Source organism: Chloroflexota bacterium (assembly GCA_016197225.1).
Taxonomy (GTDB): Bacteria; Chloroflexota; Anaerolineae; order Anaerolineales; family VGOW01; genus VGOW01.
Genome location: JACPWC010000037.1, coordinates 1 through 24,114 on the forward strand (window position 1 = coordinate 1; position 24,114 = coordinate 24,114).

General features: G+C 60.8%; 17 protein-coding genes. 13 read left to right on the top strand and 4 right to left on the bottom strand.

Annotated elements, in window-relative coordinates:
• The coding region (locus HYZ49_06700; protein MBI3241966.1) for a GAF domain-containing protein at positions 1–1,654 on the bottom strand (1,654 nt) is incomplete at its 3' end.
• Between the two features lie 15 nt (positions 1,655–1,669).
• Positions 1,670–2,746 carry a selenide, water dikinase SelD gene (selD, locus tag HYZ49_06705; GenBank protein ID MBI3241967.1) on the bottom strand — a complete coding sequence of 359 codons (1,077 nt, stop codon included), beginning with the start codon at positions 2,744–2,746 and terminating at the stop codon, positions 1,670–1,672.
• 110 nt (positions 2,747–2,856) lie between these two features.
• Here selD and HYZ49_06710 point away from each other — a divergent pair, with 110 nt between their 5' ends.
• The 5 genes from HYZ49_06710 to HYZ49_06730 all read left to right on the top strand — a co-directional run bounded on the left by HYZ49_06710 (position 2,857) and on the right by HYZ49_06730 (position 7,521).
• Positions 2,857–3,672 (top strand): DUF3662 domain-containing protein, encoded by an 816-nt coding sequence (locus HYZ49_06710; protein MBI3241968.1) that lies wholly within the window; start codon positions 2,857–2,859, stop codon positions 3,670–3,672.
• 57 nt (positions 3,673–3,729) lie between these two features.
• A complete protein-coding gene (locus HYZ49_06715; protein MBI3241969.1) occupies positions 3,730–4,167 on the top strand; it encodes an FHA domain-containing protein in 438 nt (145 codons plus the stop codon).
• A gap of 71 nt (positions 4,168–4,238) precedes the next feature.
• Positions 4,239–5,105, top strand: a complete 867-nt coding sequence (mtnP, locus tag HYZ49_06720) for an S-methyl-5'-thioadenosine phosphorylase (GenBank protein MBI3241970.1) — start codon at positions 4,239–4,241, stop codon at positions 5,103–5,105.
• An 81-nt stretch (positions 5,106–5,186) separates the two neighbouring features.
• Positions 5,187–6,446: an FtsW/RodA/SpoVE family cell cycle protein gene (locus tag HYZ49_06725; GenBank protein ID MBI3241971.1), complete on the top strand. Its 1,260-nt coding sequence runs from the start codon at positions 5,187–5,189 to the stop codon at positions 6,444–6,446.
• Positions 6,430–7,521 carry a hypothetical protein gene (locus tag HYZ49_06730; GenBank protein ID MBI3241972.1) on the top strand — a complete coding sequence of 364 codons (1,092 nt, stop codon included), beginning with the start codon at positions 6,430–6,432 and terminating at the stop codon, positions 7,519–7,521. Before HYZ49_06725 ends, HYZ49_06730 begins: the two co-directional genes overlap by 17 nt.
• Before the next feature lie 120 nt (positions 7,522–7,641).
• Here the strand turns inward: HYZ49_06730 and HYZ49_06735 are convergent, their stop codons facing one another.
• Together HYZ49_06735 and HYZ49_06740 are read right to left on the bottom strand one after the other, a co-directional pair.
• A complete protein-coding gene (locus HYZ49_06735) occupies positions 7,642–8,826 on the bottom strand; it encodes an MFS transporter (GenBank protein ID MBI3241973.1) in 1,185 nt (394 codons plus the stop codon).
• A complete protein-coding gene (locus HYZ49_06740) occupies positions 8,826–10,028 on the bottom strand; it encodes a tyrosine--tRNA ligase (GenBank protein ID MBI3241974.1) in 1,203 nt (400 codons plus the stop codon). Before HYZ49_06740 ends, HYZ49_06735 begins: the two co-directional genes overlap by 1 nt.
• 387 nt (positions 10,029–10,415) lie before the next feature.
• Here HYZ49_06740 and alaS point away from each other — a divergent pair, with 387 nt between their 5' ends.
• The 8 genes from alaS to HYZ49_06780 all read left to right on the top strand — a co-directional run bounded on the left by alaS (position 10,416) and on the right by HYZ49_06780 (position 23,997).
• The gene (alaS, locus tag HYZ49_06745; protein ID MBI3241975.1) at positions 10,416–13,193 is read left to right on the top strand and encodes an alanine--tRNA ligase; all 2,778 of its coding nucleotides are present in this window, start codon (positions 10,416–10,418) and stop codon (positions 13,191–13,193) included.
• Positions 13,194–13,324: 131 nt separating this feature from the next.
• Complete coding sequence (locus tag HYZ49_06750) at positions 13,325–14,497, top strand: MFS transporter (protein MBI3241976.1); 1,173 nt, start codon at positions 13,325–13,327, stop codon at positions 14,495–14,497.
• An 85-nt stretch (positions 14,498–14,582) separates the two neighbouring features.
• Positions 14,583–16,079, top strand: coding sequence for a glycerol kinase GlpK (glpK, locus tag HYZ49_06755; GenBank protein MBI3241977.1), 1,497 nt, complete (start codon positions 14,583–14,585; stop codon positions 16,077–16,079).
• A gap of 68 nt (positions 16,080–16,147) precedes the next feature.
• Entirely contained in the window at positions 16,148–18,736 is a 2,589-nt protein-coding gene (locus HYZ49_06760; GenBank protein ID MBI3241978.1) for a pyruvate, phosphate dikinase, read from the top strand.
• 45 nt (positions 18,737–18,781) lie between these two features.
• Complete coding sequence (locus HYZ49_06765) at positions 18,782–19,045, top strand: type II toxin-antitoxin system RelE/ParE family toxin (GenBank protein MBI3241979.1); 264 nt, start codon at positions 18,782–18,784, stop codon at positions 19,043–19,045.
• A 50-nt stretch (positions 19,046–19,095) separates the two neighbouring features.
• A complete protein-coding gene (locus HYZ49_06770; protein MBI3241980.1) occupies positions 19,096–19,245 on the top strand; it encodes a hypothetical protein in 150 nt (49 codons plus the stop codon).
• Between the two features lie 8 nt (positions 19,246–19,253).
• The gene (locus tag HYZ49_06775; protein ID MBI3241981.1) at positions 19,254–22,064 is read left to right on the top strand and encodes a PQQ-binding-like beta-propeller repeat protein; all 2,811 of its coding nucleotides are present in this window, start codon (positions 19,254–19,256) and stop codon (positions 22,062–22,064) included.
• A 46-nt stretch (positions 22,065–22,110) separates the two neighbouring features.
• On the top strand, positions 22,111–23,997 hold the full coding sequence (locus HYZ49_06780; protein ID MBI3241982.1) for a hypothetical protein: 1,887 nt from the start codon (positions 22,111–22,113) through the stop codon (positions 23,995–23,997).
• The last annotated feature ends 117 nt before the right edge of the window (positions 23,998–24,114 follow it).

The following is a 24,114-nucleotide window of genomic DNA, read 5'->3' on the forward strand; positions in this document are numbered from 1 at the left end:
GGCTGGTCTCGTGCAGGGCAGTGAGCGCCGCAACCTGGCGATGCTCGGCCTCAAAGAGCCGGGCATTCTGAATTGCCACCCCGGCCTGCCGCCCGATGGAGGCGGCCAGGGCCAGATCGCGTTTGCCAAAAACGCGCGCCGGGTCGAGGCTGAACAACCCCAAAGCGCCCAGGCGAACATCGCCGGCCACCACCGGCACGCCGATAAATGCCTTGACGTCAGCTTCGATCAAAGGCGGGTTGGCCTTTGGATGAGCGCTATAGTCTCTCAGCAATACCAGCTCGCCGGTCTCGATCACGTGCCAGGCAATTCCCTGGCCTTTTGGCAAAGGGCCGAGAATGATATCTGGCAAGTTGTAAAGGTAAGGGAAGTCTATGATTTGCCCGTCTGCCGACACCAGGCCCAGTGAACCTGCGTCGGCCCCGACGAGTTCGGCGGCCAGGCGAACAATGTTCGAGAGCACGCTGGGGAGGTCGAGCGTGCCGCCGATAACGCGCGAGATGTCGTTCAGTCTTTTTTCGCGGCTGAGTGTTTCACTCATTTCGGCGAACAACTCTGCATTTTCGATCAAGGCCCGGGTCTGGTTGGAGAAGATGCTCACCAGGCGGGCGTCGTCGTTGTTGAAGCCGCCCGGCTTGTTGGCGATGACGATCAGGCCCACCATCCGGCCAATGGAGGCGACCATCAGGGAGTCAATTTGCAGATGGCGGGCCAGCAGGTCAAACAGTTCGGGCTTGTCGGTCTGGTGATTGGCTACAAACACGTCGTGGCGATGCAGATCCAATATCTGTTGCGCGTCGTGGAGGGAGTAGCGAATCGTGAGCAGGGTTTCATCGTCAATGCCGTAGGCGGCAGGTTTGGCGCAGAGTTCGGCTTTGTGCGGCTCATAGAACAACAGCAAGCAGAGTCGGGCGCCCAGTAGTTCGGCCAGCCGCCGGGTCATGATTCCGTAGCTTTCATTCGAATCGGTGATCACACCCAGGGCGCGGGTGATTTCATGCAAACCGACAAGTTGCTCGGCGCGCCGCCGCTCAACCTGATACAGGCGGGCGTTTTCAATGGCCAGGGCGGCCTGGTCGGCCAGCAAGCGCAGGGTTGCCAACTCTGCTTCCGAGAAGGTGTGGGGGCGGGGATAGGCCACGTTCATCACGCCCACCACCCGTTGCCCAATTTTGAGCGGCAGGCCGACGATGGCCCCGCCCCAGTGGCCGGGGGCGCTGGCGTACAGCGGGTGGGTGCTCATGTCGCTCACGGCCACGGTTTCGCCGCCGCGAGCGACTGTGTAAGTGAGGCCGTGAGGCCGGGGCGCAGGCCAGGGCGCCGCTTTTCGGCCATCGGAGCGCACGGCGGCGCCAAACGTCAACCGATCATTTTCGGAGTCGTAGCTGAAGACGTGAACGTTCTTCGCGCCTTTCATCAATTGAAAGACGATTTTGAGGATGGTCTCCAGAACGGTTGGCAGATCGAGGCTGGCGGTCAGGCTCAGGCTTAACTGACGGACGGCTTCGAGTTCGGCGGCGGGTGTGGGTGGCGCCGGCTCGGCAGAAGGATAGTTGTAGAGGGAGGGGTCGGGGCGAGTGGCGGCTTCCCCGTCGTCAAAGCCGGTGGGCGGGGGCAGGTCTCGCTTGGTCACGCGTGGGCTGTTAGAGGCCATCGCTTCAATCAAGTATCAACAGAAGATGAGTTCACCGGCCAGGCCGCTCTCAGCCTGGCCAATCTTCCAGCCCGGCGCGCGGCGCAGAAACTCGTCGGCCCGGTTCGCGTCCAGAGCAATTAACAAGCCGCCGCTGGTTTGCGGGTCGAACAACAACATTCGTTCCCAGTCGGCCAGTTGGCGTTCGAGCTTTACCCATTGCGAATAATAATGTTCGTTGCGTTCCGCGCCGTCGGGGAAAATCCACTCGCGGGCATAACGTTCGGCGCCGGGTAGCCAGGGTAGTTTAGCAAATTCAAGCCGGATCGCACAGCCGGACAGATGGGCCATTTCGTGGCCGTGCCCGGCGAGGCCAAAGCCGGTGATGTCGGTGACGGCGCGAATGGCTGAACCGAATTCCTGCGCGGCGCGGGCCGAGTCACGATTCAACTTCATCATGCTTTCAATGCAGGCGCTGGCATCAGCTTCGCCGACCTGGTCGCGTTTGATGGCGGTGGTGATGGCCCCGGTTCCGAGCGGCTTGGTGAGAATGAGGGCATCACCAGGACGAGCGCCGCCTTTGGTGAAAATGTGGTCGGGATGAACAAGGCCGGTGACGGCCAGACCGTATTTGGGTTCGCGGTCGGTGATGGTGTGGCCGCCGGCGACAACCGCCCCGGCCTCCTTCACCTTCTCGGCCCCGCCGCGCAAAACGTCCGCGAGCAGGGCCGGGTCAACATCGTCCGGCCAGGCGGCCAGGTTGAGGGCGAACAATGGCTCGCCGCCCATGGCGTAAATATCCGAGAGGGCGTTGGCCGCCGCAATGGCTCCAAACTCGTAAGCCTCATCAACAACCGGCGGGAAGAAGTCGGTGGTGGAGATGATGGCCTGCGCGTCGTTAAGGCGGTAGACGGCGGCGTCATCGGGCGCGTTTAAGCCAACCAGCAGAGCCGGGTAGTCTTTGGGTTGAAACAGTTCGCCCAACGAACGGACTACTTGCCCCAGAACCTGAGGATCAAGTTTGGCCGCTCAACCGGCGCACGAGGCCAGCGTTGTCAGGCGAATTTGTTTGCCCGGTGAATGATTGGTTATTGGTAATTTGTTATTTGTCATTCGTCATTTATCATTTGCCATTCGTCGTCACATTGTCCCACACTTGCTCAAGCGTGCAAGTGTTCGGGCCGTAAATTTTCCCCGGCACCTCCCATGCTATAATCCCCGCCATGAGCAATCGTCTGGCTATTTTAGAGGCTCAGATCGAGCAATTAGTGGAAGGCACGCTCTCGCGATTGCTGGCCGGACGGCTTCAGGCCCGCGAGGTGGCCGTGCGGCTGGCGCGAGCTATGGAAGACCACGCCCTGCCCGGCCCCGGCGGAGCGCGGTTGGCGCCGAGCCGCTACGTTGTTCATCTTAACCCCGATGACGTTGCCGCGTTGCAAACGGCCTCACCCGAACTGACTCAACGTTTGACCGACGAGCTGGTGATCTTTGCCCGCGAACTTGATCTGACTCTGGCCGCGCCGCCAGCAGTCGTCATCGAAGCCAACGCCGAGGTTGAACTTAACGGCATTCGCGTTGACCCGGCGCCGGCCCAACCCAGAGAGCCGACCCAGCCCATGATCTCAATGAACACGCCGCTCCCGGCCCAGCGCGCGCCCAAAGCCTACTTGATTGTGGGCGGCGACCGGCACTTGCAATTGGATCGGCCCGTCATCACACTGGGGAGGCGGCTCGACAACACCGTGATTCTGGATGACCCGCGAGTCTCACGCCATCATGCCCAGCTTCGCCAGCGATATGGCCGCTGGGTGCTCTACGATCTCGGTTCAGCCGCCGGCACGTCGGTCAACAACGATCGCGTGGAAGAATGTGTGCTCCGCCCCGGCGACGTGATCTCGCTGGCCGGGGTCGCGCTTATTTACGGCGAAGAAGAACCGGGCGGCAACCCCGAAGACACCGGCCACACCCGCCCCATGCAGACTCGCGCTGATGCCAGGCCTAAAATGAAGGATGAATTACGAAGGATGAAGGATGAATAACGCAATGACAGGTTCGTTGCCTCTTTCATAATTCTGCCTTCTTCCTTCATCCTTTCCATGTCCCCCGCTTTCGCGCTGTTCCTGCTTCGTCTAGTTTTAGCGCTCCTGCTTTACACATTTCTCGGCGGCATTCTATATTTATTGTGGCTCGACACACGCCAGGCCCTGGCCCGCGCTCAGGCCCGCGACCGGGCGCGTGGCCGCCTCGTCTTGATCGCCTGCGACCTGCCTTCGCCGTCGCTCGGCGAAACGTTCCCGCTTCTGCCGCTCACCTCCATTGGCCGCGCGCCCACCAACACCGTTCCCCTGCCCGACGAAACGGCCTCGCTTGAACATGCCCTCATCACCCATCGCAACGGCAAGTGGTGGCTGGAAGACTTGGACTCGCGCAACGGCACCACCCTCAACGGTCAGGCCGTCACCACGCCTACCGTCGTCAGCACCGGCGACGTGGTGGGGCTGGGGCGGGCGCAGTTTAAGTTGGAGGTGGAGTGAGGGGAAACAAGTAGACAGGTTGACGTTTGTCGTTTGGCATTTCACACTATACGCCTCAAAGGAGCCTCCTCATGCCCGATAAAATCTCTCTCGCCATCATCGGCGGCTCCGGCCTCTACAACATGGCCGGGCTAACCCACACCGAAGAGCGCCACATTGTCACTCCGTTCGGTCCGCCCAGCGACCCAATCGTCGTTGGCACGCTTGAAGGAAAGCAAGTGGCCTTTCTGGCAAGGCATGGTAAAGGCCACCGCTTCTCGCCTACCGAGGTGAACTACCGGGCCAACATTTATGCTCTCAAGATGCTGGGCGTGGAGCGCATTGTTTCGGTGAGCGCCTGTGGCTCACTGCGCGAAGATTACGCGCCCGGTCACATCGTCATCCCCGACCAGATTTTCGACAACACCAAGAGCCGCGAGCGCAGTTTCTTTGGGCGCGGGCTGGTAGCTCACGTCGGCGTAGCCGACCCGTTCTGCCCCGACCTCTCGGCTCAACTCTACGAGGCGGTCAAAGCCACCGGCGCGCCGGTTCATCAGGGCGGCTCGTTCATCACCATCGAAGGCCCGCGCTTCAGCACCAAAGCCGAGAGCCAGACCTTCCGCAGTTGGGGCATGAGCCTGGTGGGCATGACGGCCAGCCCTGAGGCCTTTCTGGCCCGCGAAGCCGAAATTTGCTACGCCTGCATGGCCCACGTCACCGACTACGACGTGTGGCACGTCTCCGAAGCGCCGGTCACGGTGGAGATGGTCATTCGCATTCTGACCCGGAACACAGCGGTCGCCCAGAAGGCCATTGCCGGTTTGACCGGCAACTTGCGCTCCGAGCGCAACTGCCACTGCGGCTCGGCCCTGGCCGACGCCCTCATCACCGACCGCGCCCGCATCCCTGAAAGCGCGCGCAATGAGTTGAGGGCGATTGTCGGGAAATATCTCCAGTAAACAGTGAGCAGTGAACAGTCCGGCAGGAGGCCGCTCACTGTTTACTGATTACTGTTCACTGCCTACTGCTCACTATTCACCGTGCTCGCCTCTCGCCGCCAAGAAACGATTCTCCTCGCTCTCGCCCTCAGCTTCGTGGCCGTCGCCTTTGCCGCGCTGGGCCTCGCGCCTGCGGTTCGGCTGGCCCATTGGGACGTAGCGTTTCCACTTGGATATATCGCCTCGCTCGGCGTGTGGGCGATGTGCGCCGTTGCCGGCCATGTTTTGCTCGCACGCCGCCTGCCTCATCGAGATCCGCTTCTCTTTCCGCTCGTCATGTTCTTGTCGGGCTGGGGGCTGGCGCTGATCTGGCGGTTGGCCCCGGCCTTTGGTCTGAGGCAAACGATCTGGCTCGCCATCAGTGTCGCCGGAATGTTGCTCGTCACTTACGCGCCGGGCGACTTGCGCTGGCTGAGGCGTTACCGTTACTTGTGGCTGGTGGCCGGGCTCGGTCTCACCGCCCTCACTCTGATCGCCGGAGTCAACCCCTCGGGCGGCGGCCCAACCTTGTGGCTGGGCTGTTGCGGCCTCTACTTTCAACCCTCCGAAGCCCTCAAGCTTCTCTTCGTCGTCTATCTCGCCGCCTATCTGGCCGAGAAAGGTTCAAGCACAGGCGTGGTGACCGCGCCCCTGCTCGCCCCCATCATTTTGATGTGGACGTTCTCCATTGTCCTGCTCGTCTCGCAGCGCGATCTCGGAACCGGCTCGCTCATCTTTGCCGTCTTCATCGCCCTGCTCTACCTCGCCACCGGCCAGCGCCGCTACTTGATCATTGGCGGCCTGCTGTTGATCGTCGGCGCGAGCCTCGCCTATTTTCTATTTGACGTGGTGCGCCTGCGCGTGGAGGCCTGGATCGATCCGTTTGCCGATCCCTCCGGGCGCTCATTTCAAATCGTCCAGTCACTCATCGCCGTGGCCGACGGCGGACTCTTTGGCAACGGTTTCGGCATCGGGTCGCCGACGGTGATTCCGGTTGTGCACTCAGACTTTGTCTTCGCGGCGATCGTTGAAGAATGGGGTCTGATCGGCGGTTTGGCCGCCATTGGGTTGGTGGCCGCTCTCGTGTTCCGGGGCTTTCGCGCCGCGATCCTGGCGCGTGGCACGTTCCGGCGCTTGCTGGCCGGCGGCCTGGCGGCGCTGATCGGCCTGCAATCCATTCTCATCGTCGGCGGCGTGATCAAAGCTCTGCCGCTCACCGGCGTGACGTTACCCTTCCTCAGTTACGGCGGCTCGTCCATGCTGGCCCACTTCATCATCATCGGCCTGCTCCTCAAACTCTCCGACGATGCCCAATCCGCCTGACCCGCTCCGCCCGATTCGCGATCTGGCCGTTTTCTTTCTTGTGGCCTTCGCCGGGCTGGGCCTGGCCACCGGCTACTGGAATTTTGTTGCCCGCGAGTCGCTGGTGAGCCGCGACGACAACCCGCGAACCGTTATCCTCTACAATCGAATCCGTCGCGGAATCATTTTGGATCGCAACAACGCCGTGCTGGCTGGGACGACAGGTGAACCGGGTGATTACGTGCGCTACTACGACACCTCTGCGGCGCAAGTGCTTGGCTACGCTTCGTTTCGTTATGGCCTGAGCGGAGTCGAAGCCGCCGCCGACTCAACCTTGAGCGGCGAGGAAGGCCTCGGCGATCTTGAGCGCCGGTGGCGGCACGATCTTCTGGGCGAGCCACAGGTTGGCCGCAACGTAAAGCTCACTCTCGATCTCAACCTGCAACACGCAACCTTCAACGCCCTGGCCAACCGCCCGGGCGCCATTGTCGTCATTGATCCACACACTGGCGATCTGCTGGCGTTGGCTTCGTCGCCTTCGTTCGATCCGGCCAAACTCGACGCCGACTTTGAGAGCTTCACTGCCGACGCCAACGGGCCGTTGATCAATCGGGCCGCCGCTGTTTACCCGGCGGGCAACCTGCTCGCCCTCTTTCCATCTACTCTCGATCTTTCTTCAGCGCCCAGCCTGCCCATTCCAACCCTCGCTGCCGAGGGTGACAAAGTTTCGCCTTTGCAACTGGCCCTGCTTGCCGCCGCCCTCGTCAACAAAGGCGAAATGCCCGCGCCACGATTGATTGACGCCATTTGCGCCGAGGCACTTGGTGGCTGCGCCCCTCAGCCAGTCACCGGCCACCCCGTCGCCGTCATCCCGCCCGACGTGGCCGACGAATTACGAATCGAGTTTGAGTTGAACGGCGTTCAGGCCGGCCTGCCTCTGCCCGGTTATGCCGCCACCCTTCCCTCCGGCTTTGGCGACGGCACAGTAGGTTGGTTCATCGGCTTTGCGCCCGATGACTCGTTTGCCATTTGTGTGTTGTTGGAAGACGGAACGGGTGAAGAGGCGGCCCAGGTTGCCGCTCTGGCGTTGAAGTAAAATATGCCGCCAGCGGCCACAGGTCGCGCTTTTTTCGAATCCACGAAGACACACGAAGTTTCACGAAGCCTTGGTGTGGCTTCGTGTGACTTCGTAGAAGAAAACGCGCGCAGTATAGCTTTATCGCCGCCGGGCGACAGCCAACATTCCAACGCCCAGGGCTGTCAACACTGCCGCCACCGGAAAGACGGCGAACACGCTGATCTGAGTCGCCACACTGCCAATGGCCGGGCCGATCATCGAGCCAACATTGACCGGCAAATAAGCGAACGACATCACCCGCCCGCGCACCTCAGTAGTGGCCGAGTCCGAGAGGACGCTGAACGAGATGGCAAACACGCCCGACATCACACCGTTGAGGGCGGCCCAGGCAATGGTGAAGAGGACGAGATTGGGGGTCAGGGCCGGAAGCGGCCACAGGGCAACCGAGGCGGCGGCCCCGATGATCAACACTCGCCAGTGGCCGAAGCGGTCAGCCAACGATCCAACCACCGGGCTGAGGATCAGAGTCACCAACCCGCCCGCGCCGAGGACAATGCCAATGGCCGTGCCTGGATCGTCTCCCGAATATAACGCAGTGATAGCCAGAGGAACGTAGGTGAAGGCGATCATCCAACCTGCGAACAGGATGAAGAGGGCGATGAACAAGACTCGCAGACGCGATGACTGTCCGATGATGCGAACCGAGTCGACGGCCATTTGAAAGAGCGGGCCACGATCAGTGCCGCGAAACGAGTCGCGATAGCCGAGTGACAAGGCCAGAATGACGACGGCCATGAGGACGGTGTTGACGCCGATGAGGGCCGGGAAGCCCCATTTGTCTACGATAGGGCCGCCGAGGAGCGGGCCGACGAATGCGCCAAGCGGCGCGGCGCTGTTCATGATGGCAAACGACAGACCCTGGCGCTCGCGAGGCGCGCGCTCGGTGAGGGTCGTCATCATCAGACCGCTGTTGCCGAGCGCAAAACTCATCGCCGCCCGCGCCAGCACAAACACCCAGATGTTGCGAGCCAGGATAGCCAGCACGCCGGCGATCAAGTGAGCAACAAACGAGCGGACGATGATGGGCTGTCGCGCATAACGATCGGCGAGCGCGCCCCACAGCGGCAAAAACGGAATGCCTATCGCGCCCGACAGCGCCGCAATCGCGCCTGTCCAGGTTGGAACCTGTTCAGGCGCGACGCCGAGTTTGGGCAAGTAGAGCGGCGTGAACCCGCTCATCTGTCCCCAAAACATTGTTTCGATAAAACCGGCGATTGAGAAGAGGGCCAACAACCAGGCCCATGACGAGAAGAAGCGCCTCATCAGCGCGAGACTTTCACAAAGGCGCGTTTGCCTACTTGCAGAATACCCTCGCTTGCCAGCGCATTGACATCGTTCACGGTCTGGCCGTCGAGCTTCACCCCGCCCTGCTCGATCAACCGCCGCGCCTCATTCTTGCTCTTCACCAAATTACTAACAACCAATAACTCCACTAACTTCGGCGTCCCTTCCAGTTTGACAACCGGCATTTCGTCGGGCAGGCCGCCTCTTTGAAACACGGTGCGGAAGTGTTCCTGAGCCGCGTCGGCGGCGGCATCGCCGTAGAATGACGACGTGATCTCCCAGGCCAGGATCATCTTCACATCGCGCGGGTGCGCGCCAGCCTTGAGGCCGGCTTCCACTTCGGCCACCTTGTCCGGCGTCCAGCGTGTGGTCAGACGGAAGAACTTGCTCATCGCTACGTCCGGCACGCTCATCACCTTGCCGTACATATCTTCGGGCGTGGAGTTGAGCGGGATGTGGTTGCCCAGGCTCTTGGACATCTTCACCACGCCGTCGGTGCCGGGCAGGATACCCATGATGATGCCCACCTGCGGCTTCTGCCCAAAGGCCTCTTGCAGTTTGCGCCCGGCGGTGATGATGTTGAACAGTTGATCCGTGCCGCCCACCTGAACGTCGGTGTGTTGGGCCACAGCGTCGTAGCCCTGCATCAGCGCATAAAATGTCTCGTGCAAAAAGATCGGCTCGCCCTTCTCAAACCGCTTGGCAAAATTCTCGCGATCCAAAAATTGCTGGAGGGTGAAGCTCTGGCCGAGCTTGATCAGGTCAATCAATTTCAAGTCGGCCAGCCACTGGCCGTTATGCACAAGCCTGGTCTTGGACATGTCGAGGATGCGGGCGGCCTGGTCGGCGTAAGTCTCCGAGTTGCGGTTCACGTCCTCAATCGTCATCACCGGGCGCGTCTTGTCCTTGTCGGACGGGTCGCCCACGAGCGAGGTGTACGAGCCGATGAGGAAACTCACCTCATGGCCGAGTTCCTGGAACTGGCGCAGTTTACGCATGGTGATGGTGTGGCCCAGGTGCAGGTCGGCGGTGCGCGGGTCGTAGCCGCAGTACACTTTCAGCGGGCGGCCTTCGGCCAGCTTGGCCCGCAGTTCGGCCTCCATGGCCTTCGCCAGGTTTTCGTCGCCGTATTCGGTGCCCTGCATCAGGAGGGCGAGTTGTTGGTCGAGAGAGAGAGTCATAGTCAAGGTTATGGCACAAACTTCAATGGAAATCGCTCTGGGTTCTCCAACGCACAAAAGCCATGCGCCGCTATATTCGTCACTTCACTGTGAGAAATGCTTTCGCCAAGCAGATTTGAACTCATTTTCATGCTCCCTATGTGGCTGATTATACATTCAGAATTTGAGACGGCTGGTTCAGTTTCTAATCCGCTATGATTCCTTGTTCGTTGATTCCCTTTGACTCTGCCGGGGAAGCGCCCCGGCAGAATCAGGATCAACTTAGAATCAAAGGGTAAGGGCGGATTAGAGCCGCTAAATCAACACCGATTCCCCCCTCGCAAGCCATTCTCACGTATAATCCCCCCTCACCAATAACAAATAACCGATTTTTGGAGCAACACTCGAATGACAAAGAAGTCCACCAAAGTTTCAAAGCGCCCAACCACCGCCGCCGAAATCCGGCAGGCGTTTCTCGATTTCTTCACCGAGATGGGCCACACCATCGTTCCATCCGCGCCGCTGGTGCCGGGCAACGACCCGACTCTGCTCTTCACCAACTCCGGCATGGTGCAGTTCAAAGAAGTCTTCCTCGGCACCGACAAGCGCCCTTACACTCGCGCCGCCGACTCGCAGAAGTGCCTGCGCGTGGCCGGCAAGCACAATGACCTGGACGATGTGGGCCGCGACGACTCGCATCACACCTTCTTCGAAATGCTCGGCAACTGGTCGTTCGGCGACTACTACAAGGCCGAAGCCATTTCCTGGGCCTGGACACTGCTCACCGAAGTCTACGACCTGCCTAAAGACCGGCTGTGGACGACCTGCTTTGAAGACGAGAAAGGCGTCATCCCGCGCGACGACGAAGCCGCCGATATTTGGAAGCAACAACCCGGCTTCGACCCGTCGCACGTTCTCTACTTTGGCCGCAAAGACAATTTTTGGGAGATGGCCGAGACCGGCCCCTGCGGCCCCGACAGCGAAATCCATTTTGATCGCGGCCCCGAATATTGTGACATGCAGAGCGTGCCCGGCCACGTCTGCCGGGTGAACGGCGACTGCAAACGCTTCCTCGAACTGTGGAACCTGGTGTTCATCCAATACAACCGCACCAACCCGACCGACCTCACGCCCCTGCCCCGCAAACACGTGGACACCGGCATGGGTCTGGAGCGCATCGTCTCCGTCGTGCAAAACGTGGATTCAAACTACAAGACCGACCTCTTCACGCCGATCCTGGCGACGATCCAGAAGATGGCCGGACACAACGACGACGAACGGGCCGCCAACCTGACCCCCTACCGGGTGGTCGCCGACCACGCCCGGGCCGCCTCGTTCCTCATCGCCGACGGCGTCGTCCCCGGCAACACCGACCGCAACTACGTCTGCCGAATGGTCATCCGCCGCGCCGCCCGCTTCGGGCGCAAGATCGGCTTCGCCGATCCGTTTATGGCGAAGGTCGCCGAGACGGTCATCGAAGAGTATGGCAACGCTTATCCTGAACTGAGAAAGAACAAGAACGCAATTCTGCAAACGCTGACTCAGGAAGAGATTCGTTTTCAGCGCACGGTGGACACTGGCGTTGCCAACCTTGAAGGGCGGCTGGCCGATTTGGGCGCGCACGGCAAAGCCATGCTCGACGGCGGCACGGCGTTTGAGTTGTACGGCACTTACGGTTTGCCATTCGAAATCACCCGCGACATCGCCCGCGAGCGCGGCGTTGAGGTGGACGAGGCCGGGTTCAAGGCGGCTATGGATGCTCACAAGCTGGCCTCGGGCGCAGGTCAGGCTATGGGCGAGATCGGCGGCGAGTCGGCGGAGGTTTATCACAAACTGCTGGCCGACCTGCAAGCCGAAGGCAAGCTTGGCTCCGACGGAGTCGAATACAACCCTTACGGCTCGACCGAAGTAGAAGAGCCGGCGCTGACATTGTTGGTGGATGGCAAGCGAGTCGCCAGGGCCAAGGCCGGCGACAAGGTGGAAGTGGTCATCGCCAGAACCCCGTTTTACATTGAGATGGGCGGCCAGGTGGGCGACATTGGGACGATTGCCCACTACCGAAACGAGTCGGACGAGAAACCGGAGTGGGAGATTCAGATCGAGAATGTGACCCGCCCGGTGTCGGGCATCATCGTCCATCATGGCCAGGTGACACACGGTTCGCCAAAGGAAGGTGAGAGCACCTGGGTGGTAGTGGACTTTGACCGGCGCTGGGACATCATGCGCAATCACACCGCCACCCATTTGTTGCACTGCGAATTGCGTTACGTGCTGGGCGACCACGTGCGGCAGGCCGGGTCCCTCGTCGCGCCCGACCGTCTGCGCTTCGACTTCACTCATCACAGCATGGTGACTCAGGATGAGATGAACGCGATCAGCCGCAACGTGAACGACGCCATCCTGGCGAATTTTGAAGTACAAATTGCGTTCAAGGCTCGCGAGGAGGCGATTGGCGAAGGCGCGATGGCGCTCTTTGGCGAGAAGTACGGCGACGTGGTGCGGACGATCAAGATCGGCGAGCCGGAAGCGTTCTCTTACGAGTTGTGCGGCGGCACCCACGTCCCCGAAACCGCCGACATCGGCCCGTTCATCATCACCAGCGAAGGCTCGGTCGGGGCCGGCTTGCGGCGGGTCGAGGCCGTGACCGGTCGGGCGGCGCAGGAGATCATCCAGCGGCGGCTGGCCGTGCTCGATAAAATGGCGGCTTACATCGGCGTGACCCCGGACGAGGTGGATCGCAAGTTGCTGAACCTGATGGACGATTTGCAGAACGCGAAGAAAGAGATCGAACGTCTGGGGCGCGAGTCGGCTCAACACAACTTTGACAAACTGCTGTCGCAAGTGAAAGAGGTGAAAGGTGTGCCGGTGCTGACTGCCAACATCAACGGCGTGAGCGCCGACACTTTGCGCGAGATGACCGACTGGTTCCGCCAGAAAGTGCCGAGCGGCGTGGCCGCCCTGGGCGTGGTGAGCGACGGCAAGCCGACGCTGATCGTGGCCGTGACCGACGATCTGGTGAAGCGCGGGCTGGACGCCAACAAGATCGTCAAGACGATTGCTAAAGCGGTAGGCGGCGGCGGCGGCGGCAAGGCCACGCTGGCCCAGGCCGGCGGCAAAGACCCGTCACGTCTGGCTGAAGCCCTGGCGCAAGTGCCAGACTTGGTGGCAAGCGCCTTGAGTCAATAACTGAAAGAGCTTCACGGCAACGATAAACCCAACAGGAAATCAAAACCTTTAGCCACGAATTACGCGAATTGGCGCGAATTGAACTTATTCGCGAAATTAGCGAAATTCGCGGCTTGATTTTTTTCGCCAGTATGTCCCCTTCCCGAAACCTCACTGTCCTCACCCTCTCGGTCATCATCCTCTCGCTCGGCCAGAACATGTGGTTTGGCTTCGCGCCGGAGTTCCTGCGGGCGCTGGGCGCGGGCGCGCTCGTCATCGGCGCGTTCAGCAGTTTGCAAACCTTCTTTGAGGCGCTCTATCAGTTTCCTGGCGGATGGATGACGGATCGCTTCGGCCTGCGCCGGGCGCTGGTGACGGCCAACGTGGCCGCCGCTGTTGGCTATTTCATCTATCTGATCAGCCCCAACTTCTCGATTGTGTTTCTCGGCCTGCCGTTTGTGATGGTCTGGCCGGCGTTTGTGGTTCCGGCCACCACCGGCCTGCTGGCCGAGACGGCGGCCCCGCAAGCCTCGCGCCGCGCCTTCAACTTTGCCGCTCAGGAAGTGATCACTCGCCTGCCTCTGCTGATCGCGCCTGTGGCCGGTGGTTTGCTCATCACGTTGTTGAGCGATGTGCAGGCTGGAGTCAGAGTCGGGCTGGGGATCACGCTGGCGGCGGCGATGTTGACTCTGTTTCTTCAAGGCGCTGGCTATCAGTCAAACACAAAGTTGTCTGAGGCGAAAAGCATCTTTGGCATCTGGCAGGAGATGGACGGCGGCCTCAAGCGTCTGCTGGCCAGCGAAATTCTGGTGCGCTACGCCGAAGTTCTGCCGCGCGCCCTGCTGGTGTTGTATGCCATTCAAATTTTGAATGCGCCGTACTGGGGCTTTGGGTTGTTGTTGGCCGTCGAGGCTGGCGTCGCCATTCTGGTTCGCGGGCCGTTGGCGAAGCTAGTGGATGCGGCGGGCTACAAGCAACTTCTGCTGATGTCGTTTCTGGCAACCGCCCTCTTCCCGATCACAATTGTGTTTGCGCCGAGTTGGCTGTGGCTGTTCGCCGGCTACGTCATTTCGGGTTTGAAAGCGGCCGGCAATCCGATCCGCAGTGCGTTGATTTCCGACTTGGTGAACCCGGCGCGAAGCGGCCAGCACGTGGGTCTGTACGAGTCACTGGTAAACCTGGCCGTTCTGCCCGCCGGTTTCATTGGTGGCCTGCTGTGGATCGCGCGGCCAGTTCTGCCGTTTTGGCTGGCGTTGGCGACCGGCCTGATCGGATGCGTTCTGTTTGCGCGGTTGGGGCCGGGCGATAAGCCAAACTTGCAGTGACGGTTTCACCCAGAATTTCTCGGTTTCGCGTAACAACCAAATCTGCTATAACTCTGACTCAACACTCTAACTTTTGGAGACCCTCATGCCCCAATTCGCCGCCGCCGTTGATCAGGGCACAACCAGCACTCGCTTCATGATCTTCGACCACGCCGGGAACGTCGCCGCCATTCATCAAAAGGAACACGAGCAACTTTATCCCAAGCCCGGCTGGGTGGAACACAACCCGCTCGAAATTTGGGCGCGGACACAGGAAGTGATCGCCGGGGCGCTGGCTAAAGGCAATATTAATCCTAAAGACATCGCCGCCGTCGGCGTCACCAACCAGCGCGAGACGACGGTGGTGTGGGACAAGGCCAGCGGTCAGCCGGTCTACAACGCCATCGTCTGGCAGGACACGCGCACTGCCGACATCTGCAACAGGCTGGCGAAGGATGGCGGCCAGAATCGTTTTCGCCGCAAAGTCGGCCTGCCCATGGCCACTTATTTCTCCGGCCCGAAGATCAAATGGATTCTCGACAACGTGCCGGGCGCGAAGGTCCGCGCTCGCAAAGGCGAAATTTTGTTTGGCAACATGGACACATGGGTGATCTGGAATCTCACCGGCGGCCCGAACGGCGGCGTCCACATCACCGACGTTTCCAACGCCAGCCGCACGATGCTGATGAATTTGAAGACGCTCGACTGGGATGACGAGATTCTAAGAATCATGGGCGTGCCGCGCGCGATGTTGCCGGCGATCAAAGCCTCCAGCGAAGTCTACGGTCAAGCCGTCGGCGCGTTGGGCGGCGCGCCGGTGGCAGGCGACCTGGGCGATCAACAAGCCGCCCTCTTCGGCCAGACCTGCTTTTCGCCCGGCGAGGCGAAGAATACTTATGGCACCGGCTGTTTCATGTTGCTCAACACCGGCCACACGCCGGTGCAATCCAAAAACGGCTTGCTGACCACGCTCGGTTACAAAATTGGAAACGAGAAGCCGGTCTACGCCCTCGAAGGCTCGATTGCCATCACCGGCGCGCTGGTGCAATGGTTGCGCGACAATCTCGGCCTGATCGAAAAATCGGGCGACGTCGAATCGCTGGCCCGGACGGTGGACGACAACGGCGGCATCTATTTCGTCCCGGCCTTCTCCGGCCTCTACGCGCCGTACTGGAAGGACAGCGCACGCGGGGCCATCGTCGGCCTGACGCGCTACGTGAACAAGGGCCACCTGGCCCGCGCCGCGCTCGAAGCGACGGCCTATCAGACTCGCGAAGTGCTGGATGCGATGAACAAAGATTCGGGAGTCAAACTCAAGGCTCTCAAAGTGGATGGCGGCATGGTCTTCAACGACACTCTCATGCAGTTTCAAGCCGACGTGCTCGGCGTGCCCGTCATCCGCCCCAAAGTGGCCGAGACTACCTCGCTTGGCGCGGCCTACGCCGCCGGGCTGGCCGTCGGCTTCTGGGGCAAAGTGGAAGACTTGCGCGCCAACTGGGGCAAAGACAAGGAATGGACTCCGGCTATGCCGGCGAAGTCACGCAAGAAGTTGTATGCCGGCTGGAAGAAGGCCGTGACGCGGACGTTTGATTGGGTGGAGTAACGTATTGCGTGTTGCGTATTCCGTTTACGCAATACGCAATACGCGCTACGCAACATGTAACGGAGGTGATTGTGGATACCTGGGTCTATCTCTTCGAGCAAGGCGACCGGAGCATGGGTTCAACGCTGGGCGGCAAGGGCGCGGGCCTGGCCGAGATGTCGCGGGCCGGCCTGCCCGTGCCGCCCGGCTTCACCATCACCACTGCCGCCTGCAACGCCTACTACGCCAACGACAAGCTCTTCCCCGAAGGCATGTGGTCGCAGAGCAAGGCGGCGCTGAAAGTGGTGGAGGAAAAAACGGGCAAACGATTCGGCGACCCCGGCAACCCTCTGCTCGTCTCCGTCCGCTCCGGCGCGCCCATCTCCATGCCCGGCATGATGGACACCGTTCTCAACCTGGGCCTCAACGCCGACACCCTCAAAGGTCTGGCCGCCCTCACCGGCGACGAGCGCTTCGCCTGGGACGCTTACCGCCGTTTTGCGCAGATGTTCGCCAACATCGTTCTGGACGTGCCCAAAGAAAAATTGGATCGAGCGATGGAGGCCGTCAAGGCCCGCGCCGGAGTCCACCGCGACTCCGACCTCACCCTCGCCGACCTTAGAGCCATCGTGGATCGATTCAAAGAGATCATCTTCGGTGAAACTCGCCAGAACGTCCCTGACGACCCCGAAGAACAACTGCGGATGGCGATTGCCGCCGTATTCGACTCGTGGTCGAGCCGCCGGGCCATTGACTACCGCCGGGTCAACCGCATCAGCGACACGCTGGGCACGGCAGTGAACGTGCAGGCCATGGTGTTCGGCAACGCCGGAGAAGATTCGGGGACGGGCGTGGCCTTCACCCGCAACCCCAACACCGGCGAGCCGACACTGTTCGGGGAATATCTCACCAACGCCCAGGGCGAGGACGTGGTAGCCGGGATTCGGACTCCGCTCCCCATTCAACAAATGGCCGAGGCCATGCCCGAAACCTATCGCCAATTTTTGCAGACCGCGCGCCAACTTGAGAATCATTATCACGACATGCAGGATTTGGAATTCACCATCGAGCGCGGCAAGCTATGGATGTTGCAAACGCGGCGCGGCAAGCGCACCGGCAAGGCCGCCACTCGCATTGCCATTGATCTGGTGAACGAGGGCGTCGTCTCGCGCAAAGAAGCGCTGATGCGCGTCAGCCCGGAGCAACTCGAACAACTTCTGCATCCCATCGTTGATCCGGCGGCCACGGCCACAGCCCTGGCCGCCGGGTTGCCCGCCTCCCCCGGGGCGGCGGCAGGCAAAGTTATCTTCGACGCCGATGAAGCCAAAGCTCTCGGCGAGGCCGGCGAGAAAGTGATCCTTGTCCGCCACGAAACCAACCCCGACGACTTTCACGGCATGGTGGCGGCGCAGGCGATTGTGACGGCGCGCGGAGGGATGACGAGTCACGCCGCTGTGGTCGCCAGAGGCATGGGCAAGTGCTGTGTCGTCGGGTGCGACGAATTGCAAATTGACTATGGCCAGCAGTTGTTCACGGCGGGCAAGGCCAAAGTGTCGCGCGGGGACTGGATCACGGTGGATGGAACCAGTGGCCGCGTCTTGTTGGGCGACGTGCCGACGATCCGGCCCGAACTTGATCACTACTATTACACGGTCATGAAATGGGCCGACGAGTTCCGCGCCTTGAAAGTACGGGCCAACGCCGACACACCGACCGATGCTCAGGTGGCGCGCAAGTTTGGCGCGGAAGGCATTGGCCTGTGCCGCACCGAGCACATGTTTTTCGAGGGCAGCCGCATCGAGGCCATGCGCGAGATGATCATGGCCCCCAACGTCGTCGCCCGCCGCGAGGCGCTGGCGAAGCTGGAGCCGTTGCAGATTCAGGACTTCGACGGCATCTTCACCGCCATGGACGGCTTCCCCGTCACCATCCGTTTGCTCGACCCGCCTCTGCACGAATTCCTGCCGCGCCACGAAGAGACGGCGCTGACGATCACCGATCTCAAATTGAAACTGCGGCTGGCCTCGAGTCTCGAAGAAATCGATTCCCTGCTCAAGCAAATCAACGCTAAAGAAGCGATCCTGGCTCAGGTCGAACGGCTGGCCGAAGCCAACCCCATGCTCGGCCATCGCGGCTGTCGGCTGGGCGTGATCTTTCCCGAAGTGACCGAGATGCAGGCCCGGGCGATCTTCACCGCCGCCGTGCGTTGTCAGGAGCGCGGAGTGAAAGTGATCCCCGAAGTGATGATCCCGCTCGTCGCCTTCACGTCAGAATTCAAACAGCAAGAGGAGATCGTGCGCCGTATCGCCGACGAAGTGTTTGCCAGCCATGGCGGGGTGCGCGTCGCCTACACCGTTGGGACGATGATCGAACTGCCGCGCGCCGCGCTGACTGCGGGCGAGATCGCCAAACACGCCGAGTTCTTCTCCTTCGGCACCAACGACCTGACGCAAACCACGTTGGGCCTGAGCCGCGACGACTCGTCGCGCTTCCTGCCGGGTTACGTGGATCGCGGCCTGCTCTCCGACGATCCCTTTCAGACGATTGACGTGAACGGCGTGGGCCAACTCGTGACAATGGGCGTTGAGCGCGGACGGGCGACCCGCCCCGATCTCAAAATTGGCGTGTGCGGCGAGCACGGCTCAAAAGAAGGCCGTTGTCAAAGGCGAACGGGGTGAACTGTTTGAAGACGTTGTAACGCGACTTGGGCTGGCTTGACCGCCATGTACACCGTTCGAATTCTGAAGGCGGCGAGTCACGAACTGGCAACGCTTGACAAGCCTGTCGCCCGCCGGATTGTCGAGCGCATTCGCTGGCTGGCCGAAAATCTGGATAGCATTAAGCCCAAAGCCTTGAGGGGCGAACTGTCCGGACTCTACAAGCTCCGCGAAGGCGACTACCGCATCATTTACGGGATCATCCGCAAAGAGAAAGTCGTCGTCATTCACAGCATCGGCCATCGCAAAGAAGTTTATCAAAAGCGATGATATAGACGTCACCTGACGTTCTTCCACAGCGCCGGGCTGAATTACGTCAGTTGCTCGCCCTTCCGTATTCCAATCGCGCGGCTGGCGGCGGCGCAGGCGGCGTTGGGGGCAAAGGCATGATGCCCAAACTCCCTACCACCGCTCGCATCGAAGCCTTCAGCGACGGCGTCATTGTCATCATCGTCGCCCTTAAACTGTGAGACGCGGCATGTCCACCCTCACCCCGTTGCCCAAACGCGAGTCCTGGCTCGGTTGTTTCACCATCGCCATCAGCCTGCTGGGCCTGAGCCTGTGCATCTGCCTAGCCCTGGTCTTCACTGCCGCCGACCTCGTCCCTTCGCAACTTGACCGCTACGTAAACCTTGAGCCGGGCCAGGCCAGCCTCTATCGCGTCACTTACGCCGGCGGTAGTCAGGGCTTTCTGTCCCAAAACGTCGTCCGCCCCGACACCGACGCCATTCCTTACGCCAGGCTTCAAGGCGAAGGCGGCCAGGCAGTGCAAATTCAGTCCATCTTCACCAACTGGCAAGGGAGCGGACAAACCATCACCTCCAAAGATTTCTACGCCCGAGGCCGAAGCCAGTTGCTCCTCATCGCCCGGCATCTGCAGGGCAACGTCAACTTGTTTCAACCGGCGATCTCCATCTGGGCCGATGACCTCTTTGCCCAACCGTTGAGCAACGAAACAACCCTCAACGGAAATGCGCTGAGTTATCGTCTTTCAAGGCAAGGCGAAGAAACCGTCACCCTGCCAAACGGAGAAGCCGTCAGCGCCGTCATCGTTCTCATCGAGTGGCGGTTTCAGGATCAACTCTATGATCAAACACTCTCCTGGTTTGTGCGCGATGTAGGGCTGGTGCGCTCTGAGGAAAGCGACGGTCAGGGAAACTTGATTCAACAACTTGAACTTCTCAACAGCACCCGCCTCTCCGGGGCCGCCGCCCCTCCAATTCTCCAATCCTCATCTTCTGTTGCCGTCTTCCGCGAAGACCTCGCCCGCACCGGCGCTCACCCGGCTGTTATTCTGCCCAACGCCGACTTCAAGATCGTCTACCGCCTCAAAGCCGAACAACCCTTCACGGCTTCGGCCACCGTCGCCGACGGCTTGCTGTTTGCCGCCGATCAGTCGGGTGTGCTCACTGCTTACGAGGCCGGGCAAGGCGCGCCGCGCTGGCAGTTCACCGCCGGAGGCGCGCTCGTGGCCGCGCCCGCCGTGGCTAACGGCATCGTCTACATCGGCGCTAGCGACAAAACACTCTACGCTCTCGAAACCCAACACGGCCTCTATCTCTGGAGCCGTCGCTTCGGCGACAACGTCGCAACATCGCCCGTCATCGCCGACGGCGTGCTCTTCCTTGGCGTGGAAGATCGGACATTCCACGCCCTCGACGCAACCACCGGCGAAACGCTTTGGTCGTTCACCGCCGGCGATCGCATTGTCAGTTCACCAGCCCTCAGCGGCGACCTGATCTTTTTTGGCTCCGATGATTCAATCTTGTACGCTCTGAATCGGATCAGCGGCGAAGCCCGATGGCGGTTTTCTCTCGACTCACCTGTTGCCGCCGCGCCTGCCGTTTCGGCGGATGGGATCGTGTATGCCGGTTCCACCGGCGGGCGTTTTGTGGCCGTGGAAGCCGCCACTGGAAACGAGCTTTGGTCCATCGAGACCCGTTTTGGATTCGCCGCCTCGCCGGTTGTCGGCGAACAACTTGTGTTCGTGGCCGACGACGGCGGCGAAGTGCGAGCGCTCAACCGGCGTTCGGGCGAGATGGTTTGGGAGTGGAGAAACGTCGCCCCCAGCATCGTCGGCTCACCCTTGTTGCTGGGAAACCGGTTGCTCGTCCCCGATTACGACGGCATGTTACACATCATCGAAGCCGACACGGGTCAAGTCCGCCAAACCCTGAAGCTGGGCGCAGATGTGAGCGCCTCGCCAACCTGGGACGGCGAGCGGATTTACCTGACCACGCAAGACAGCGAAATTTTTGCCCTGCAGCCGACCGCTGAGGCCGCCAGTCTCCTGCTCAACCTGCTTTGGGAGAAGGAACTCAACGATGTGAATGAGTTCAACGCGCCATCGGCAGACCCGGTCTATGCCGACGGCAAACTCTACGCTCTTTTGCACGAGGGCGACCTGGTTGCAATTGAGATGGAGACGCAGAAGAGCAATCGCCTGCTTCAACTCGGCGAGACGGTTGACGGGCCGGCGCCGGTTGTGCATGGAGGCAATTTGTATCTCGTTACCGACAAAGGAAAAGTGGTAGCGTTTGATCTCAACACCCGGCAAGCGATCTGGCAGGTGAGGGTTGGAGGCCAATTTAATTTTGGCCCGGCAGTGGATGGCGAGCATGTTTACGTCCAAAGCGCCGGCGTTAACAGCCAGGTGACGGCCTTGGATGCCGTCACCGGCCAAACCGTTTGGACGCAACCTATTGAGAACGGCGCGGGTTTCGTGGCGCTGACTGAAGAAACATTGTTCGCAACCGGGCGCAACATTTACGCCCTCGACCGGGCTACCGGCGAAGAAAAATGGCGGTCAGAGCCGTTCCTCAGTTTAGGGAGTCTGGCAGTTTACGATGGCGTTCTTTACGCCGGCGGCTCGGACGGCGAGACTGTCACGCTCATCGCCCTGAACGCAACAACGGGCAAGACGCTTTGGAAGCAGGATGACCCGGTTCTGTTTTTCAAAAACCGGCCAAGTTATGACCCGGCTACCCACACGATTTTTATCGGCGCGAAGGATGGCAAGCTCTACGCCTACAACGCCGAAGACGGCGCGTTGCGCTGGCGCTTTCAGGCTGACGCCGCCATTCAGAGCAACACTCACCTGCAAGAGGGCGTGGTGTACTTCACAACTTTCAGCGGCACAACTTATGCTGTTGACGCTCAAACCGGCTCTTTGCATTCAAACTTCCGGCCCGGCACAGCCGTGAACACTTTCGTCGGCCCGGTCGTTTTGCCCGGCCTCGTATTTGCCGTCAATGGCACAACACTTTACGCATTGGCGGTAGAAAGATAAGTGAACAATGTTCGGGCGGAAGTTCAACTTCCACCCGCGCTTTATTATGCCCAACCTCCTCGGCCTCGCCCCGCGCCTCCTGCGCGCCCTCAGCCAACTGTTTTGGGCGCTGATGCGTGACGCCTGGGAAATGATGGTGTGGGGCAATGTCCGCGCCGGCTCCATCTCGTTGGCCGACGCGCCCCGCAGTTTCCGTCTGCTTATCCGGTTCGGCTTGTGGCTCACCCTCCTTCTCTGCCTCGCTCTGCCCCTCAGCGACTTCTGGCGCGCCCTCTCTCCTCTGCAACCGCTCATACTCTACACGAATGCTTTGGCCGGGCTGTACGTTCCCATCCTCATCGTCCCCGTCATCATCGGCCTGCTGGCCCTGGCCTGGGCCTACTTGTTGTGCGGCGCGCTTCACGCCCAGTGGGTTGCCAAACTTGCCGCCCTGCTCCTCTTCGCCCTCTTCAACTTCAGCTTCGTGCTTCACCTGTTGAGCGATGTCCTGCTTGAAATAGCAATAACGTTCGGCGGCCTCGGCCTCAATCTGTGGAGCACCCTGGCCTTGCTCATTCAAACCGGGTGCTGGCTGGCGCTGTTGGCGCTGTTCGTCATCCGCTGGCGGCGTCCCGTCCGGCCCGGCCTGGAATTTCCGATCGTCCTCGGCCTCATCGCCCTCATGTTGTTCACCAGTTACTTTGGCATCCAACTCAGCGGCCAGGCTCTCCAGTCCACGTCTTCGTCCAACGCGCTCCTGCTCACCGAAGCCCTGGACGCCATCCTCAACTTTCTTGTGCCATACCTGGTGCTGGGCGGCGTCGAAATGGCCGGGCTTGGCCTGACGCTCACTCAGGCCATCGCAGGCCGGATGAAGAACGCTCCAGAACCGGGAACGGGCCGGGCAAGGCGGCTGTGGATCGCCGGGTTGGCCGTCGTGCTGGTGGGTCGCTTCATCGCCCAATGGATCGTCCCGCTCTTCAACGGCGACGAGATCGCCTTCAGTTGGGGCGCCGTCGTCATTGCCCTGCTTCTGCTGGTCATCTTCGTCCGCGCTCAACGCCCCTCCCCGCCCGACGAACTGCCCTGGTGGATAGTCCCGGCGCTGGCCCTCATGCTGTTTGCGGTTTTCTTCGTTCTTCAGGTCAACGCCCTCATTGCCCAACTGTTCGCCGTCGTCGCCATCGCCTTCAATCTCAATCCCGACCTTATCTTTGGCATCTTCGTGCGCCTCACTAATGCCATCAGCCTGTTGCCGACCGAAACCTTTGCCGCGCTTTTCGCCCTGTTCCTCGGGTTGGCAATGTGGCTATGGGCCGCGATCAAGCGCCGTCCGTTTCCGGGGCGCGCCCTGTTTCTGTTCGTGTTCAGCCTGTGGGCATTCTGGGGGGCCGTCACCCGGCCCGGCCGGCCGCTGGGCGCGCTGTCATTTCGCTACGAACACTTCTCCACTTTCATGACGTTGATTCTGACAAGCATTTTCGTCACAGCCGCCCTCGCCCGCCGATTGTCTCCGCGCCGGCTGTTGTATTTGACGGCGGCCACGATTCTGCTGTGGGCGCTTGAGTTTCGCGATTTTCTGGCCGACCCGCTCTCGCCCCTGTTTGGCCTGTTGGGAGCCGGGGTCGCCGTCGTCAGCGTTGGCATCTTTCTCAATGTCATGTCTGCCGGGAACCGCTTCAGCCTCAACACCGAAGCCCGATCGTTTCCGCGCCAGTCTCGCAGCTTGATGTACTTCGGTTACGCCTTGTTGGTCGTCATCACCATCAACTGGCTGGCCGCCTCCCACAACGCCGACCAGATGGCCCAGAACAACGTCGTCACCAACGGCGGGTTCCAGATCATCGGCCTGCCGCTGGCCTTGTGGGCGCTAATAACCGGAAGCGCGACCATGATGGGCGAGAGCGCGAGAAAAGAGCCTGACGCTCGCGATAATTTGTCCCCCGCCGTTTAACACGTCAATTCTCTTTAGCATCCGGAATGTAACGTGACACATTGGATGTGACTGCATTTTCTGCCGGAATGAATTTGAAAAGTAAATTTTCTGCTACCTGTTGTTGACAGGACTAGG

What these genes read in the sequence shown, in the direction of transcription:
- HYZ49_06710 (MBI3241968.1), top strand. Translation starts at nt 2,857, where the DNA reads ATGAGCAATCGTCTGGCTATTTTAGAGGCTCAGATCGAGCAATTAGTG.
- HYZ49_06715 (MBI3241969.1), top strand. Translation starts at nt 3,730, where the DNA reads ATGTCCCCCGCTTTCGCGCTGTTCCTGCTTCGTCTAGTTTTAGCGCTC.
- mtnP (MBI3241970.1), top strand. Translation starts at nt 4,239, where the DNA reads ATGCCCGATAAAATCTCTCTCGCCATCATCGGCGGCTCCGGCCTCTAC.
- HYZ49_06730 (MBI3241972.1), top strand. Translation starts at nt 6,430, where the DNA reads ATGCCCAATCCGCCTGACCCGCTCCGCCCGATTCGCGATCTGGCCGTT.
- HYZ49_06735 (MBI3241973.1), bottom strand. Translation starts at nt 8,826, where the DNA reads ATGAGGCGCTTCTTCTCGTCATGGGCCTGGTTGTTGGCCCTCTTCTCA.
- HYZ49_06740 (MBI3241974.1), bottom strand. Translation starts at nt 10,028, where the DNA reads ATGACTCTCTCTCTCGACCAACAACTCGCCCTCCTGATGCAGGGCACC.
- alaS (MBI3241975.1), top strand. Translation starts at nt 10,416, where the DNA reads ATGACAAAGAAGTCCACCAAAGTTTCAAAGCGCCCAACCACCGCCGCC.
- HYZ49_06750 (MBI3241976.1), top strand. Translation starts at nt 13,325, where the DNA reads ATGTCCCCTTCCCGAAACCTCACTGTCCTCACCCTCTCGGTCATCATC.
- glpK (MBI3241977.1), top strand. Translation starts at nt 14,583, where the DNA reads ATGCCCCAATTCGCCGCCGCCGTTGATCAGGGCACAACCAGCACTCGC.
- HYZ49_06765 (MBI3241979.1), top strand. Translation starts at nt 18,782, where the DNA reads ATGTACACCGTTCGAATTCTGAAGGCGGCGAGTCACGAACTGGCAACG.
- HYZ49_06775 (MBI3241981.1), top strand. Translation starts at nt 19,254, where the DNA reads ATGTCCACCCTCACCCCGTTGCCCAAACGCGAGTCCTGGCTCGGTTGT.
- HYZ49_06780 (MBI3241982.1), top strand. Translation starts at nt 22,111, where the DNA reads ATGCCCAACCTCCTCGGCCTCGCCCCGCGCCTCCTGCGCGCCCTCAGC.